Consider the following 15,100-nt stretch of genomic DNA (forward strand, 5'->3'; position numbering starts at 1 on the left):
ATTCAGGAGGGGATTTAGTTGAGAAAAAAAAGCTGGTCAATTTTAATGCTGCTCATCCTACTCGTATCATCTGTTCTTTACGGATGTGGAGGAAATGAAAGCTCTTCAGGCGAAGGCAGCGACAGTAAAGATAGCAGCGATCCAAAAGTATTGATCTTTGGTCGCGGGGGGGACTCAGTAGCACTTGATCCTGCTGCGGTTACAGATGGAGAATCATTTAAAGTAACAAAGAATATCTTCGAAACTTTAGTTGAATTTGGTGAGCAGGATACAGAACCAAATCCAGGATTAGCTGAAGAGTGGAAGGTATCTGAAGACGGGTTAACGTATACGTTCACACTTCGTGAAGGTGTTAAATTCCAAGATGGTACAGATTTCAATGCTGACGCAGTAGTGAAGAACTTCGAGCGTTGGATGAATGGTAATGAAGAAGCATTCTACTACTATAAATCTATGTTTGGTGGATTTAAAGGTGATGAAGGTCACGTTATCAATGAAGTAAAAGCGGTTGATGAGAATACAGTTGAGTTTGTTCTTAAGCGCCCTCAGGCTCCGTTCCTAAAGAACATTGCGATGAGTCCGTTTGCGATTGTAAGTCCTACAGCACTTGATGAGCTTGGAGACAAATTGGGTGAAGCACCGACTGATGCTGGTACTGGCCCATTCAAATTCCAGGAGTGGAAGCGTAATGACAAAATCGTCCTAGTGAAAAATGAGAACTATTGGAAAGAAGGACTGCCTAAGCTGGACCAGGTTGTCTTTAAGTCAATTCCGGAAAACTCTGCCCGTCTAAATGCGCTTGTTTCTGGAGAAATCGATCTAGCTGATGGTGTTAATCCAAGTGATGCAGCTCAAGTTGAAGGTAACGACCAATTACAATTGTTCGAACGTCCTTCTATGAATGTTGGATACTTAGGGTTAACATCGACTCGTAAACCTTTTGATAATCCAAAAGTACGTCAAGCAATTAACTATGCAATCAACAAGCAGGAAATCATTGACGCATTCTTCGAAGGAAGAGCAGAAGTAGCGAAAAACCCAATGCCTCCAGTTATTGGCGGTTACAATGAGGCGCTTGAAGGATACGAATACAATCCTGAAAAAGCAAAAGAACTCCTTGCTGAAGCAGGACTCGAAGATGGATTTGAAATGGAATTATGGGCAATGCCTGTTCCACGTCCATACATGCCGGATGGACAAAAAGTAGCTGAAGCGATACAGGCGGATCTTCAAGAAGTAGGAGTAAAAGCGAAAATCGTATCTTACGAGTGGGCGACATACTTAGAAAAAGCCCGTAACGGTGAAGCGGATGCGTTCTTACTTGGATGGACTGGTGACAACGGTGATGCAGATAACTTCCTATATGTATTACTTGATAAAGACAATATCGGAAGCAATAACTACACTTACTACAGCAATGATGAGCTTCATGAATTATTAATTGCAGCTCAATCTGAAACAGATCAATCAAAACGTGAAGAGATGTACAAACAGGCTCAGGAAATCATCCATGAGGATGCTCCTTGGGTACCTCTGGCTCACTCTACACCATTATTAGCTGGTAGTGCGGCTGTGAAGAATTTCAAACCGCATCCAACCGGATCTGACTTCTTAGGTGCAGTAGACATGGAATAGTCCTAATAAGATTCAACCTAGGGGAGATGACTTTGAGTCTCCCCTTTGTACATAGAAAAGCGGAGGCGGCTTGGTCAGCCCCGACAAGCATAAGGCGAGCTTGCACGAAAGGCGCTTTTTGCCTTTGGGGCAAGATTGACTTATGACCTCGAGGGGCTAGCCGCCGTAGCTGGACAAAAGAAAAGCGGAGGCGGCTTGGTCAGAGGCGACAAGCATTTCTGAGCGATCAGAAGAAGGCGTTCTTTGCCTTCAGCTGATCGCTCAGAAATGACCTCGAGCCTTTAGCCGCCGTAGCTGGACAAAAGAAAAGCGGAGGCGGCTTGGTCAGCCCCGACAAGCATGTAATATGAAACGATTTATGCAAGCTTCCAAGAATACTAGAATCTCCTTTCAGAGAGGTGAACAAAATGTTTCAATACACCATACGAAGATTACTTCAATTAGTACCCGTATTATTAGGAATGACCTTTATTGTCTTCTTTATTATTCGGGCGATACCTGGTGATCCTGCCCAAGTGATCCTGGGTCAACAGGCTTCAAAAGAAGCCATTGAACAGCTAAGAACACAGTTAGGTCTTGATAATGCTTGGTATGTTCAATATTTTGAGTATCTAAAAGGCCTTTTAACAGGTGATTTAGGCAGCTCTATTCGTACAAAAACAGAAGTTTCAAGTGAAATATGGCCATACTTGGCTGCGACAGCGGAATTGGCGATTGTAGCGATCATCATTGCCGTGGTCATTGGGGTGAATGCGGGGATCATCAGTGCATGGTTCCAGAACTCATGGTTTGATTATACGGCCATGATACTGGCTTTGGTCGGTGTGTCTATGCCGATCTTCTGGCTTGGTTTGATGGAACAGTGGATCTTTGGTATTCAACTTGACTGGCTTCCAACCACAGGAAGGGAAAACATTCGTAATCCGATCGATGCCATTACGAATCTCTATATTATAGACACCATCATACAAGGACGTTTCGATCAATTAGGTGAAGTGCTGAGGCATCTGATCCTTCCGGGGATTGCACTTGCCACGATTCCTATGGCGATCATTGCCCGAATGACCCGTTCAAGTATGCTTGAGGTCATGCGTTCGGATTACATTCGAACTGCTCGTGCCAAAGGTCTGAAAATGTTCTGGGTTGTGTACAAGCATTCTCTTAAAAATGCCATCATTCCAGTATTGACGGTAATCGGTCTGCAGATGGGGCTCTTATTAGGTGGAGCGATATTGACAGAGACGATCTTTGGATGGCCTGGAATTGGTCGCTATATTTATGAAGCGATCGGCTTCCGTGATTATCCTGTTGTACAGTCAGGCATTCTCGTAGTGGCAACGATCTTTGTCACAATCAACTTAATCGTCGATTTACTATATGCTGCTGTCGATCCGCGCATTAAATACAACTAACATCAATAGAAGAAAGAGGTGAACTCTCATGGCAGAATTAGCAGAACCGCAAAAGGAGCTTCATCCTTCCCTGCAGGAGGAAACGGTTTCTCCCTGGAAGGAAGCGTGGAAAAGCTTTCGAAAAAACAAAATCGCTTTAGTCGGATTTTTCATCGTGCTTTTCTTTGTCGTCTTAGCCATTGCTGCACCAGTCATCGCCCCACAAGGCATCAATGAACAAGATTTATCGAAAAGACTGCAGGCTCCATCTTCTGAACATTGGCTCGGGACAGATGACTTTGGACGGGATATATTGTCCAGAATTATTTATGGGGCACGAATTTCATTATGGGTAGGCTTCTTTGCAGTAATCGGTTCCGCAGTAGTAGGAAGTCTGCTGGGAATCGTGGCAGGTTATTATGGAAGATGGGTGGATACGATTATCTCACGAATCTTTGATATCATGCTTGCATTTCCAAGTATCCTGTTAGCGATAGCTGTTGTAGCTGCTCTTGGGCCATCCCTGAGAAATGCTTTAATTGCCATTGCGATTATCAATATACCTAACTTTGGGCGACTCATTCGGTCACGGGTGTTGAGTGTAAAGCAGGAAGAGTATGTGATGGCTGCGAAAGCCATTGGGATGAAAGATAGCCGTATTCTATTGAGTCATATCCTTCCTAACAGTATGGCGCCGATCATTGTACAAGGAACTCTTGCCATTGCGACTGCAATAATCGAAGCCGCGGCACTTGGCTTCCTTGGTTTAGGAGCACAAGCCCCGCAACCCGAATGGGGGAAAATGCTGGCTGATGCACGTACGTTCATGCTGCAAGCTCCGTGGACAATGATCTTCCCGGGACTTGCCATCATGCTGACGGTACTGGGATTCAACTTGATGGGGGACGGACTTCGAGATGCCCTTGATCCTAAAATGAAAAACTAAATAGAACAAAAAACGGAGCAAAGATTATCACATCCTTTGCTCCGTTTTTTATCAATTTATTCTTCTTCTTCCCCGATCATCACTTCATTTTCTTCTTTATGATACGATTGGAAGCTTGTAATAAGTTTTTCTAAGTGCTCTAAATGCTCATCGTATTCAAATATAGCCGAGAAAATATGAAGCAGATGGAAATTATGAATATTATCATCTTTACTATGCTGTTTTACTTCCTGGATCATAATATTCATCAGTTCTTTTCGATGCATGCACACATCCTGCTGAGCTTCTGACTCAGTATGCGGATGCATCTTACCCAGGAACTTCAATAGGAGCTGTTCGTGGTAAGTAAGGAGACAATCAAGCTGTCCCTTGATCACTCCACGTAATTCATCCGGCAACTGAAAAATTTCATTTTCATACCGGTTCAACCGCTTCAAGATGTCAAAACTTCGATTCGTTGATGAAATCATCTGACGGAAAATCACAAGCTTACGACTTTTGACAATCGAATTTTTCTTGAAATAATCCCGTTCTTCTTTATAGAGAAGATACAATTGATCGACCTTTATAAGCTTTTCTTTAATGCGCTCCAAATCTTTCTTCAAGAGATGGAACTCTGTTGCGTGTCTTGAACTTAATCGAATCCACTTTAAGATTTCTTCTGTTGAATCAGATATTTTATGGTAAAGCTTCGTTTCGTATTTTGGCGGCAGGAAGATCAAGTTAATAATGAAAGATGAAAATACACCGATCATAATGGTTGAGAAACGGATAAATGCAAATTGAATAAAATCCTGATCCGTCACTTCCATAATCGCGATCAGCGTTACAAGGGCCAGGCCGATCGTGTTTTGCAGCTTTAATTTAAGAATGATGGCAATGGCTATGACTGCAGCGAGACCTACAATAAGAGGATTACTGCCGAATAAGAGAACAAAAATAACGGCAATCCCAGCACCTATCAGGTTCGCTTGAATCTGTTCGATAATCGATAGATAAGAGCGATAAATGGTGGGCTGAACGGCAAACACTGCCGCGATTCCAGCAAACACTGGAGACGGTATGTTCAATAGTTGAGATACAAGTAAAGCTAATACAATCGCAATTCCCGTTTTAAGGATGCGAGCACCAAGTTTCATGGAATTAAGATCCTTTCTTGTGTAACGTATTTATAAACAATACTGTACTATACATGTACTTACAAGCAATATCAATAGGGAAATTTAAATATGTTTCTACAAAATATGTACCTTTTGGAGGAAGGGAATAAACAAATCTGGGCAACGGAATTCTTCAACCAAATGAATAGATATGCCAGGAAGGGAAGAGTTATTCTACAAAAAAATATAAAGACTGCACCCACGCAGGTGGAGCAGTCTTTAGGTTCTGTTATTATAATTGTGCAAATGCACGATCGACAGCTTCGATCGTTTCCTGTATATCCTGTTCAGTATGAGCAGTTGTAAGGAACCATGCCTCATATTTAGAAGGAGCAAGATTGATTCCCTGATTCAGCATCAGCTTAAAGAACCTGGCAAACATTTCCCCATCTGTTGCTTCCGCTTGCTCATAGTTCTCCACTTTTTCTGTAGTAAAGTAAAGTGTGAGAGCTCCTTTTAATCTGTTTATGGAGATCGGTGTGTTATGTTTTTCAGCTGCAGTGAGGATCCCTTTTTCAAGCATTTCACCGAGTTTATCAAGTTTCTCATACACGCCTTCTTCTTTTAATACTTCAAGGCAGGCAATTCCTGAAAGGATGGAAGCTGGATTTCCTGCCATTGTACCTGCTTGATAGGCAGGACCTAACGGGGCGACCTGTTCCATGATTTCTTTCTTTCCGCCGTAAGCTCCGATTGGAAGACCGCCACCGATGATTTTCCCTAGTGCCGTTAAGTCAGGCTTTACCTTTAACATATCCTGAGCTCCTCCGTACATGAATCGGAATGCCGTGATGACTTCATCATAAATGACAAGGGAACTGGCATTATGAGCAATGTCATTCACTTGCTCAAGAAAGCCTTCTTTTGGTTCTACAATTCCGAAGTTCCCTACGATGGGTTCCACGAGGACTGCTGCAATTTGATCTCCCCATTTTTCCATTGCTGCTTTAAATGGTTCGATGTCGTTGAATGGAACCGTTATGACTTCCTGTGCGATACTCTTGGGAACACCGGCTGAATCAGGGGTTCCTAAAGTGGATGGTCCAGATCCAGCTGCAACAAGTACCAGATCTGAGTGACCGTGATAGCAGCCTGCGAATTTAATGACTTTGTCTTTCCCAGTGTATGCTCTTGCAACACGGATCGTTGTCATAACCGCTTCAGTCCCGGAGTTTACAAATCGAACCTTGTCCATATAAGGCATCGCTTCTTTGATCATTTTGGCAAACTTCACTTCATGACGGGTAGGGGTTCCGTAAAGGACTCCGTTTTCCGCCGCTGTTTTGATCGCTTCTGTAATATGTGGGTGAGCGTGACCGGTGATGATAGGTCCGTATGCTGCCAGATAATCGATGTATTTATTTCCGTCTACATCCCAGAAATATGCCCCTTGACCCCTTTCCATTGCAACCGGGGAGCCTCCGCCAACTGCTTTATATGAGCGTGACGGGCTGTTCACTCCTCCTACGATATGTTCCAAAGCTTCTGTATGTAAAGTTTCTGATTCAGTATATTTCATGTTTTCCTCCTATAGTGTGTATTTAGCTGTCTATTACTCTTCTATTGTAGTACGGTCAATTCCACTTTAGCAAATAGGGAATCATGGGCACACTAATTTTCAAGCAGACTGTTCTAAGGGAAACAGATCTCTGTGGTACACTATTCTTTGTTTGTAAAAGAGGGACAGATACTTTTTTTGAAATTAGGAGGACGCAATATGAATGCAATCGAAGTACATCACCTGCGTAAGGAATTCAAGGCTTTTTCCAGTCGTTCCGGGTTAAAAGGAGCATTCAGGGATTTGTTTACGCGTAATTATAAAATCGTTCCTGCGGTGAACGATATCTCATTCAATGTGAAGCAGGGTGAGATGGTCGGATACATCGGTGAAAATGGAGCCGGAAAATCCACTACCATCAAGATGCTGACGGGGATCTTGACACCGACCGGGGGAGAGTTGAACGTCAATGGAATGAATCCTCATCGTGATCGGGAAAAATTCGTTCAGACGATCGGGGTCGTGTTTGGACAGCGTTCCCAGCTCTGGTGGGATATTGCGGTCCAGGAATCCTTCCAGCTCTTAAAGAAAGTGTATAAAGTCCCTGATCAACAATATAAAGCTCATATGGATCATGTGATTGGAACGCTGGATATCGCGCCGCTACTGGACAAGCCGGTCCGTAAATTATCACTGGGGCAGCGAATGAGATGTGAATTGGCTGCGGCTCTTGTCCATAATCCGCCTTTACTCTTCTTGGATGAACCTACAATTGGATTGGATGTTCTGGTGAAACTGAAAATCCGCCAATTTTTAAAAGAAATAAACGAGAAGTACAATACTACGATTCTTCTAACCACCCATGATTTAACCGACATCGAAGCTCTTTGTGAACGGGTCGTGATGTTGGATGAAGGAAAAATCATTTATGACGGGGCTCTGAGTCAACTCAAGGAAAATTGGGGAGATCAAAAGGAAGTCGTGTTTCAATTTCTGGACGATACGTCTCTGTCGGCTTTATCCGATCTTACAAATAATCAAAACATCTCCTGGTCTTTTGATGAGAAAAAGCAGAGCTATTCAGCATTAATTGAAGCGGATGATGAAGTCATCTCACAACTGATAACGAAAATCGTTGCAAGTTTCAAAGTGAAAGACATGAAGATTGAAGAAACGACTACTGAGGAAATCATACGGAACATCTATGAAAAGGGGGCTGTGACGAGATGAGTTTGGGTTTAGAAGCTATCGGTTCAGCTCCAGGGTCTGGGAGGGTACTATGGCTAAGTATATAGAAATGATTCGCATCCGCTTTCTCATGATGCTGGCGTACCGAACTAATTATTATAGTGGAATATTAATATACAGTATCAATATTGGAGCTTACTATTTCTTATGGCAGGCCATCTACGGAGGGAAAAGTGATATTGAAGGATTATCGATCATTCAAATGACGACCTATGTGGCCGTTTCATGGATGGCGAGGGCCTTTTACTTTAATAATATCGACCGTGAAATCGCTCAGGAAATCAAGGAGGGGAAAGTGGCGGTTGAATTTATCAGACCATATAACTATCTGGGGATGAAGACGATGCAGGGACTCGGAGAGGGAGTCTTCAGACTGTTGTTTTTCTCGTTCCCGGGAATGATTATTGTCAGCCTCATCTTCCCGCTGCAATTCGGTACAGGGTTTGATACATTGGGCTTATTTGCGATTTCAATCCTGTTTAGCTTCATTATCAATACACAAATCAATTTACTGACGGGTATCACGACTTTTTTCTTATTTAATAATGATGGTCTCATCCGGGCGAAACGGGTGGTCATTGATTTGTTTTCCGGCTTATTGCTGCCGATTCATTTCTTCCCACTTTGGGCGCAAAATGTGATGGGATACTTACCGTTCCAGAGTATAAGTTATGTTCCCAGCATGATTTTCACCAATGGCTTTACGACTTCTGAATCATTCAACGCGATTCTTATGCAGGGCGTATGGTCACTGATTCTTCTCATACCAATCAAGATACTCTGGGTTATGGCAAAAAAACAAATGATTATTCAAGGAGGGTGACCGATGTTTTATGTGAAGATGTTTTTTCAATATGTCGCCCAATATATGAAGATCAGGCTGCAATACAGGGCCGACCTGGTTGTCGAGATTCTTTCTGATTTACTGTTTCAGGCAGTTAACCTCGTATTTATCCTGGTCGTGTTTGGTCATACTCAGCTTCTTAGCGGGTGGACAAGAGACGAAATTATTTTCATATATGGTTTCTTCCTGGTCCCGTTTGCACTATTCAGTTCGTTCTTCAACATTTGGGACTTTAACGACCGATATGTGGTGAAGGGTGAGTTCGACCGGATCCTGACCCGTCCCATACACAGTTTGTTTCAAATCATCTTGGAGCGAATGGAACTGGAGTCGCTTTTTGGAGTGATAACGGGTCTCTCGGTTATGTTCTACGCCGGTGGAAGACTGGATATTACCTTTGACTGGTACGAACCCGTTTTCTTTATCCTCTTTGTAATTGGGGGAGCTCTTGTGTATGCAGGAATCTTCATCGCCATTGCAAGTATCGGATTCTGGTCGGATGCGAAAACGTCGATCATGCCGATGATGTACAATATCGGGAACTATGGAAGATACCCCGTGGATATTTATAATAATGTGATCCGTTTCGTGTTAACGTGGATTCTTCCATTCGCGTTTGTTGGAGTCTATCCATCTGCCTTTTTCCTGGAAAAAACGGAATGGTATCCATATTCGTTTCTGACTCCATTTGTGGGCATCGGATTTTTCATCTTCTCGATCGTGTTATGGAATGAAGGAGTGAAACGATACAGGGGTGCTGGTAACTAGAATGAATTCCAAGTATTAAGCGTACATATAGGAAGACAAGCAGAAAAAAAGAGGGTATGTACATGCTTTATATTATCGGATTTTTCATTCTGTTCTGCATGGTGATGAGTTTACGGGCCTTATTTTATCCTTCAAGGTGGAAAGAGCATCATGTTTCACTTCATCATTTTCTCTTTCTAGGAATGAGCTATATCACGATCATGATTGGATTCGGTCTTCTGTTCACACTCTTTGAGCTTGAAGGGATTCCGATTCTCGTTGAAGGAGGGGAACCCTTAACCGGGAACTTTCTAGATCATTTTTTCACTACGATGTATTTCAGTGGTATCACCCTTTTCTCGGTAGGATACGGGGATGTAACCCCTGTTGGTATCGGGAGAGGGATTGCCCTCATTGAGTCATGGCTCGGCTACACCATACCTGCCGCCTTTGTCGTGAAATCATTTTTAAACTACGAAAACAAGTAGCATATGGTTTGAGTTTTTTCCTCCTATTGGGTACGCTAAAGTTAGAAAATATTCAATGGAGGGGAACATACATGACAGTGGGTCAAAAAGCACCGGAATTTGAATTACTTGCAAGTAATGGAGAAAAGGTGAAGCTTTCAGATTACCAGGGGAAAAACGTGGTCCTTTATTTCTATCCAAAGGACATGACCCCAGGTTGTACGACAGAAGCATGTGATTTCAGGGATCAGCATGAAAACTTTGAGAATCTCGATGCCGTTATCTTAGGGGTGAGTCCAGATCCTGTTGGAAAGCATGAAAAGTTTGTAGACAAGCATGGACTTCCGTTCCTCCTCCTTGTGGATGAAGATCATAAGGTGGCAGAGGAATACGGCGTGTGGAAGCTGAAGAAGAACTTCGGGAAAGAATATATGGGCATTGAACGTTCTACCTTTATTATCGATAAAGAAGGAAACCTGTCCAAGGAATGGAGAAAGGTGAAAGTGAAGGGACATGTGGAGGAAGCTCTTCAATACATTCAAGAGAACCTTTCCTAAACCTATTTTTTAGCCTATTTTAAGAAGCTTGAGGCTTTTGTCCATTCACAAGAGAGGTAAAGACATATAGTAAGAGTAGGGCAACCTCCTCAAATAAGTCAGTCTCATCCGTGAAAGGATCGACCAGGTCGATCCTCTTTTTTTATGTTTTTAAGGATGCTGAAAATAGGGTGATACGGTACAAATATGGTAAAATTATAGGCAATAGGGATGGGAGGCAGATTATATGAAAGTTATCTTCACATTTCAACCAAAGGAAGAGTTTGTCTCAGATTTAAAAAATAGCTTCCATGAGGTTGAGTTTCTTTTTTATAAAAAAATCAAAGAAGCGGAGAATGAACTTCCAGAAGCAGAAGTAATTGTCACCATGGGGGAAGATTTGACCGACTTTCACATTGAAAAGAGTAAGAAATGCAAATGGATCATGGTCACCTCGGCAGGCCTTGAGAAGATGCCGTTTAAAGCTATAAAAAAAAGAGGCATCCTGGTGACCAATGCAAGGGGAATTCATAGAATTCCTATGGCTGAGTTTACAATCGGATTGATACTTCAGCATGCAAAACAGCTTCAAGCAGTATGGAAGCAGGAAGAGGATAGCGTGTGGAGCAGAAGACTTCCAACTTCAGAACTTCATGAAGCCTCACTCCTTATTCTGGGGGCAGGAGCCATTGGAGGAGAAATCGCACGGTTGGCTAGAGCGTTTCACATGAAAGTGACGGGTGTGAACTCTTCCGGGTCTCCAGTAGAACATTTTGACAGTATGTTCACCCTGAAGACATTTCAAAAGGAGCTGGCAAATGCCGATTACATTCTATCCGTTCTGCCTAGTACTGAGAAAACGAAGCATCTACTGCAGGTTGAGCACTTTGAACAAATGAAGGACACGGCTGTTTTCATCAATATAGGTCGTGGGGATCTCGTGGAGGAATCCGTTCTCCTTGAAGTAAATGAAAAGAAGTTAATACAACACATGTACCTTGATGTATTTGACAAGGAACCATTGCCCAAGGATCACCCGTTCTGGCAGAACGAGGGCATAACGGTGACGCCTCACCTTTCCAGCATCACAAAAAAATACATGCCACGAGCACTTGAAATATTTAAAAAGAATTTAACTACATATCGTAAGAATAGTGAAAACTATATTAACGTGATCGATGCGGAGAGGGGATATTAGGATGAAAATTTATACGAAAACTGGAGATAAGGGAACGACGTCATTGGTATATGGAACCAGAGTGTCAAAAAAAGATCAGCGGGTTGAGGCATACGGGACATGCGATGAAGCGAATTCCATGATCGGTTTAGGTCTAAGCTACCTTAAAGCTGAATACTTTGATGGGAAAGAAAAGTTTGAGGAGTTCTTTCATAAGGTGCAAACCATTCTCTTTCATGTTGGGGCGGAACTGGCTACTCCCGTAGGGAAAGAAGTGAAATGGAAGCTTGAACAATCACATATTAAAGAACTGGAAGAGCAAATCGACTTTCTGGATGGTGCCCTGACGCCCCTTAGCAATTTCATCCTTCCAGGAGGTCAGCCTGCTGGAGCTGCACTTCATACAGCCAGAACAATCGTGAGAAGAGCCGAAAGAGAAGCGGTTGGAATTGATGAAGATATTAATCCGTTGGTCCTTTCTTATCTGAACAGACTTTCTGACTATCTATTCGTTGCAGGCCGCTATATAAACCAGCAACTCGGGGAACAAGAGAAAAACTTACATGAGTAACTAGGGAGAAAGATTGACAAAAGGGACCGATGATTAGTACACTATTTATAAAGATTATAAAATAATAATTCTTATGAAAAGAGGTGCATGACGATGTCTGAAGAAGGACAATTAAAAGAAGCGATTTCGACATTGAAGGAAACGGGAGTCCGTATCACTCCTCAACGTCATGCGATATTAGAGTATCTCATTGATTCAATGGCTCATCCAACTGCTGATGACATATATAAAGCACTCGAAGGAAAGTTTCCGAACATGAGTGTCGCTACTGTTTACAATAACTTACGCGTTTTCCGTGAAGTAGGCTTAGTGAAAGAGTTGACCTACGGTGATGCTTCCAGTCGCTTCGATTATGTGACAACCGATCATTATCACGTCATCTGTGATGGTTGTGGGAAAATCGTTGACTTCCATTATCCTGGATTGGATGAAGTTGAGCAATTGGCTTCCCATGTGACGGGTTTCAAGGTGAACAACCACCGAATGGAAATCTACGGAACATGTTCTGACTGTTCTACAAAGGAAACCCACTAAGTAAGGATGGTCCCTAAGATCAGGGCCATTCTTTTTTTGATGCTAAAAAAAGACCTTCAGTAGAAGGTCTTTTCTCATTCGGGTTATCTTTTCTTTTTATTATAGTCCTCATCAAACTCTTCGCCTTCCAAGTTCGGATCAAGAGTTAATGGTTCATTACAATACATACACATATCTACTCGTCCAAGGACTTTTGTGACCTTCCCGCAATTAGGACATGTGACTTGAACAGCCTTAGTGGATAGCATCCCGATCCAGAAATAGACAACCGTGCTTCCGATGATTGCCAGAAAACCCAGTAGCATGAATGTTGTCATAACCCATGGATGTTCTCTAAAATATATACCTACGTACATAATGATAAATCCGATGAAAACCAAACTTAAGGCAAACGTACGGATTTTATTAATTTTACTCGAATACTTAGCCATTTGTTTGTCCCTCCTAAAAAAATACTATACCATAATTGTTGTAAGAAGAGGGATACGAAACTGTTTTGTCGAAAAATGACTATATTCAGAGAAGGAAATCGCCTTTGAATGTCGAAATAGTAACCAACCAATGAGTGATGTGGAGGAGTATGAAATGGAAGACATTTTACGACCGTTATACCAAGAGCGTACAAGTCACCCCAATACTTTAGGAGCACTTTTAATAGAACAAAACAAGAAATCCAGTCCGTTGACGGATACTTTTGATATTGTCCTTTTTCTAGTGGTGAAAGAAGCTGAAGAGCCAATATTCATTAAACACTATTCTTATAAAGAACAGAAGGCAGCCTTACATATCGTAACAGAAGCAAAGTTGAATGAGTGGATATTACTCGGCTCCAACCGCAAAGTGATCGATTGGCTGTTTAATGGTAAGATACTGTTCGATCGCAACGAATATATTCATAACCTTAAAACAGAGTTAAGAGATTTCCCGTTTTATGGCAGAAAGATAAAGATGGGGATGGAATTTGCCAAGTTGATTCGCCGTTACATGGACGGTAAAGAATTCTTTGAAAGTAAGCATTATTTAGATGCCTATAACCACATCGTCCATTCCTTACACCATCTGGCCAGACTTGCGGTCATCGAAAACGGATTTCATCCGGAGGTAACCGTATGGAACCAGGTAAAACAAATAGAGCCTGAAATCTACAAGTTGTATGAAGAACTCGTAACAAGTGACGAAGAGATCGATAAACGACTTGAACTGCTGTTTCTGGCAAGTGAGTTTCTCATTCACTCACGAACGAAGGTATCAACGGAACATCTATTAAGCATCCTGAATCAGAAAGAACATTGGACGTTCCAGGATCTTCTCAATCATTCAGAGGCAAAACATTATTCAGTGGATTTAAGCATGCTCATTGAATATCTGACAGATAAAGGATTCGTTGAAATTGTAAATGTAGACACAAAGGGACAGGGGATTTATCACCGCTATTATCGAGCAGTAAAATAATTATAGTGAAATATTAATTATTCGTTGACTTCAATATGAAACCTTGTTATATTAGTAAATGTCGCTGCTGAACGACGACAACGAGCGGTCAGTGGCGACTTGAAAAATCTTAAAAAGTTGTTGACATCAACTCTATAACTTGGTAAGATAAAAAAGTCGCTTAAACGAAGTGATTGCACATTGAACCTTGAAAACTGAACAAAACAAGACAATACGTCAACGTTAATTCTAGATTTATTTTTAAAGAGCTATTCAAACTTTTATCGGAGAGTTTGATCCTGGCTCAGGACAAACGCTGGCGGCGTGCCTAATACATGCAAGTCGAGCGGATTGATGGGAGCTTGCTCCCTGATATCAGCGGCGGACGGGTGAGTAACACGTGGGTAACCTGCCTGTAAGACTGGGATAACTCCGGGAAACCGGGGCTAATACCGGATAACTCATTTCCTCGCATGAGGAAATGTTGAAAGGTGGCTTTTAGCTATCACTTACAGATGGACCCGCGGCGCATTAGCTAGTTGGTGAGGTAACGGCTCACCAAGGCGACGATGCGTAGCCGACCTGAGAGGGTGATCGGCCACACTGGGACTGAGACACGGCCCAGACTCCTACGGGAGGCAGCAGTAGGGAATCTTCCGCAATGGACGAAAGTCTGACGGAGCAACGCCGCGTGAGTGATGAAGGTTTTCGGATCGTAAAACTCTGTTGTTAGGGAAGAACAAGTACCGTTCGAATAGGGCGGTACCTTGACGGTACCTAACCAGAAAGCCACGGCTAACTACGTGCCAGCAGCCGCGGTAATACGTAGGTGGCAAGCGTTGTCCGGAATTATTGGGCGTAAAGCGCGCGCAGGTGGTTTCTTAAGTCTGATGTGAAAGCCCACGGCTCAACCGT

General features: G+C 42.5%; 15 protein-coding genes and 1 rRNA gene (1 of these 16 only partly in view). 13 read left to right on the plus strand and 3 right to left on the minus strand.

Features of this window, described 5'->3' with window-relative positions:
• Positions 1-45: 45 nt before the first annotated feature.
• From ACYH0O_RS07245 to nikC, 3 genes are all read left to right on the plus strand, one after another.
• The gene (locus tag ACYH0O_RS07245) at positions 46-1,635 is read left to right on the plus strand and encodes an ABC transporter substrate-binding protein (protein ID WP_482632518.1); all 1,590 of its coding nucleotides are present in this window, start codon (positions 46-48) and stop codon (positions 1,633-1,635) included.
• Positions 1,636-2,042: 407 nt separating this feature from the next.
• A complete protein-coding gene (locus tag ACYH0O_RS07250; protein WP_149157438.1) occupies positions 2,043-3,047 on the plus strand; it encodes an ABC transporter permease in 1,005 nt (334 codons plus the stop codon).
• A gap of 28 nt (positions 3,048-3,075) precedes the next feature.
• Complete coding sequence (nikC, locus tag ACYH0O_RS07255; RefSeq protein ID WP_044339707.1) at positions 3,076-3,972, plus strand: nickel transporter permease; 897 nt, start codon at positions 3,076-3,078, stop codon at positions 3,970-3,972.
• A gap of 56 nt (positions 3,973-4,028) precedes the next feature.
• On the opposite strand, the gene ACYH0O_RS07260 is transcribed toward nikC, so the two are convergent.
• Both ACYH0O_RS07260 and ACYH0O_RS07265 read right to left on the minus strand, forming a co-directional pair.
• On the minus strand, positions 4,029-5,111 hold the full coding sequence (locus tag ACYH0O_RS07260) for an FUSC family protein (protein ID WP_482631798.1): 1,083 nt from the start codon (positions 5,109-5,111) through the stop codon (positions 4,029-4,031).
• A gap of 253 nt (positions 5,112-5,364) precedes the next feature.
• Positions 5,365-6,651 (minus strand): glutamate-1-semialdehyde 2,1-aminomutase, encoded by a 1,287-nt coding sequence (locus ACYH0O_RS07265; protein WP_482631799.1) that lies wholly within the window; start codon positions 6,649-6,651, stop codon positions 5,365-5,367.
• A 198-nt stretch (positions 6,652-6,849) separates the two neighbouring features.
• Between ACYH0O_RS07265 and ACYH0O_RS07270 the strand changes: the two genes are divergently transcribed.
• From ACYH0O_RS07270 to perR, 8 genes are all read left to right on the plus strand, one after another.
• Positions 6,850-7,860 (plus strand): ABC transporter ATP-binding protein, encoded by a 1,011-nt coding sequence (locus tag ACYH0O_RS07270; protein WP_482631800.1) that lies wholly within the window; start codon positions 6,850-6,852, stop codon positions 7,858-7,860.
• A gap of 49 nt (positions 7,861-7,909) precedes the next feature.
• Positions 7,910-8,701: an ABC transporter permease gene (locus ACYH0O_RS07275; protein WP_482631801.1), complete on the plus strand. Its 792-nt coding sequence runs from the start codon at positions 7,910-7,912 to the stop codon at positions 8,699-8,701.
• A 3-nt stretch (positions 8,702-8,704) separates the two neighbouring features.
• Positions 8,705-9,490: an ABC transporter permease gene (locus ACYH0O_RS07280; protein WP_482631802.1), complete on the plus strand. Its 786-nt coding sequence runs from the start codon at positions 8,705-8,707 to the stop codon at positions 9,488-9,490.
• A 62-nt stretch (positions 9,491-9,552) separates the two neighbouring features.
• Entirely contained in the window at positions 9,553-9,957 is a 405-nt protein-coding gene (locus ACYH0O_RS07285) for an ion channel (protein ID WP_148968122.1), read from the plus strand.
• Positions 9,958-10,028: 71 nt separating this feature from the next.
• Positions 10,029-10,493 (plus strand): thioredoxin-dependent thiol peroxidase, encoded by a 465-nt coding sequence (gene bcp / locus ACYH0O_RS07290; RefSeq protein WP_482631803.1) that lies wholly within the window; start codon positions 10,029-10,031, stop codon positions 10,491-10,493.
• A gap of 226 nt (positions 10,494-10,719) precedes the next feature.
• Positions 10,720-11,670 carry a D-2-hydroxyacid dehydrogenase gene (locus ACYH0O_RS07295; RefSeq protein ID WP_482631804.1) on the plus strand — a complete coding sequence of 317 codons (951 nt, stop codon included), beginning with the start codon at positions 10,720-10,722 and terminating at the stop codon, positions 11,668-11,670.
• 1 nt (position 11,671) lies between these two features.
• The gene (locus tag ACYH0O_RS07300; RefSeq protein ID WP_482631805.1) at positions 11,672-12,220 is read left to right on the plus strand and encodes a cob(I)yrinic acid a,c-diamide adenosyltransferase; all 549 of its coding nucleotides are present in this window, start codon (positions 11,672-11,674) and stop codon (positions 12,218-12,220) included.
• A 93-nt stretch (positions 12,221-12,313) separates the two neighbouring features.
• Positions 12,314-12,754, plus strand: coding sequence for a peroxide-responsive transcriptional repressor PerR (gene perR, locus ACYH0O_RS07305; protein WP_395940706.1), 441 nt, complete (start codon positions 12,314-12,316; stop codon positions 12,752-12,754).
• 83 nt (positions 12,755-12,837) lie between these two features.
• Here perR and ACYH0O_RS07310 read toward each other — a convergent pair whose 3' ends face one another.
• On the minus strand, positions 12,838-13,185 hold the full coding sequence (locus ACYH0O_RS07310; RefSeq protein WP_148968126.1) for a YgzB family protein: 348 nt from the start codon (positions 13,183-13,185) through the stop codon (positions 12,838-12,840).
• Between the two features lie 154 nt (positions 13,186-13,339).
• Here ACYH0O_RS07310 and ACYH0O_RS07315 point away from each other — a divergent pair, with 154 nt between their 5' ends.
• Complete coding sequence (locus ACYH0O_RS07315; protein WP_149158295.1) at positions 13,340-14,206, plus strand: nucleotidyltransferase-like protein; 867 nt, start codon at positions 13,340-13,342, stop codon at positions 14,204-14,206.
• Between the two features lie 260 nt (positions 14,207-14,466).
• Positions 14,467-15,100 (plus strand): 16S ribosomal RNA (locus tag ACYH0O_RS07320) (it continues 918 nt past the right edge of the window).

This window comes from Rossellomorea sp. H136 (assembly GCF_056838065.1).

Bases quoted from the DNA above. Each gene is read 5' to 3' on its own strand.
- ACYH0O_RS07310 (WP_148968126.1), bottom strand. From the start codon at position 13,185: ATGGCTAAGTATTCGAGTAAAATTAATAAAATCCGTACGTTTGCCTTA.
- perR (WP_395940706.1), top strand. From the start codon at position 12,314: ATGTCTGAAGAAGGACAATTAAAAGAAGCGATTTCGACATTGAAGGAA.
- nikC (WP_044339707.1), top strand. From the start codon at position 3,076: ATGGCAGAATTAGCAGAACCGCAAAAGGAGCTTCATCCTTCCCTGCAG.
- bcp (WP_482631803.1), top strand. From the start codon at position 10,029: ATGACAGTGGGTCAAAAAGCACCGGAATTTGAATTACTTGCAAGTAAT.
- ACYH0O_RS07265 (WP_482631799.1), bottom strand. From the start codon at position 6,651: ATGAAATATACTGAATCAGAAACTTTACATACAGAAGCTTTGGAACAT.
- ACYH0O_RS07250 (WP_149157438.1), top strand. From the start codon at position 2,043: ATGTTTCAATACACCATACGAAGATTACTTCAATTAGTACCCGTATTA.
- ACYH0O_RS07295 (WP_482631804.1), top strand. From the start codon at position 10,720: ATGAAAGTTATCTTCACATTTCAACCAAAGGAAGAGTTTGTCTCAGAT.
- ACYH0O_RS07270 (WP_482631800.1), top strand. From the start codon at position 6,850: ATGAATGCAATCGAAGTACATCACCTGCGTAAGGAATTCAAGGCTTTT.
- ACYH0O_RS07275 (WP_482631801.1), top strand. From the start codon at position 7,910: ATGGCTAAGTATATAGAAATGATTCGCATCCGCTTTCTCATGATGCTG.
- ACYH0O_RS07260 (WP_482631798.1), bottom strand. From the start codon at position 5,111: ATGAAACTTGGTGCTCGCATCCTTAAAACGGGAATTGCGATTGTATTA.
- ACYH0O_RS07315 (WP_149158295.1), top strand. From the start codon at position 13,340: ATGGAAGACATTTTACGACCGTTATACCAAGAGCGTACAAGTCACCCC.
- ACYH0O_RS07245 (WP_482632518.1), top strand. From the start codon at position 46: ATGCTGCTCATCCTACTCGTATCATCTGTTCTTTACGGATGTGGAGGA.
- ACYH0O_RS07300 (WP_482631805.1), top strand. From the start codon at position 11,672: ATGAAAATTTATACGAAAACTGGAGATAAGGGAACGACGTCATTGGTA.
- ACYH0O_RS07285 (WP_148968122.1), top strand. From the start codon at position 9,553: ATGCTTTATATTATCGGATTTTTCATTCTGTTCTGCATGGTGATGAGT.
- ACYH0O_RS07280 (WP_482631802.1), top strand. From the start codon at position 8,705: ATGTTTTATGTGAAGATGTTTTTTCAATATGTCGCCCAATATATGAAG.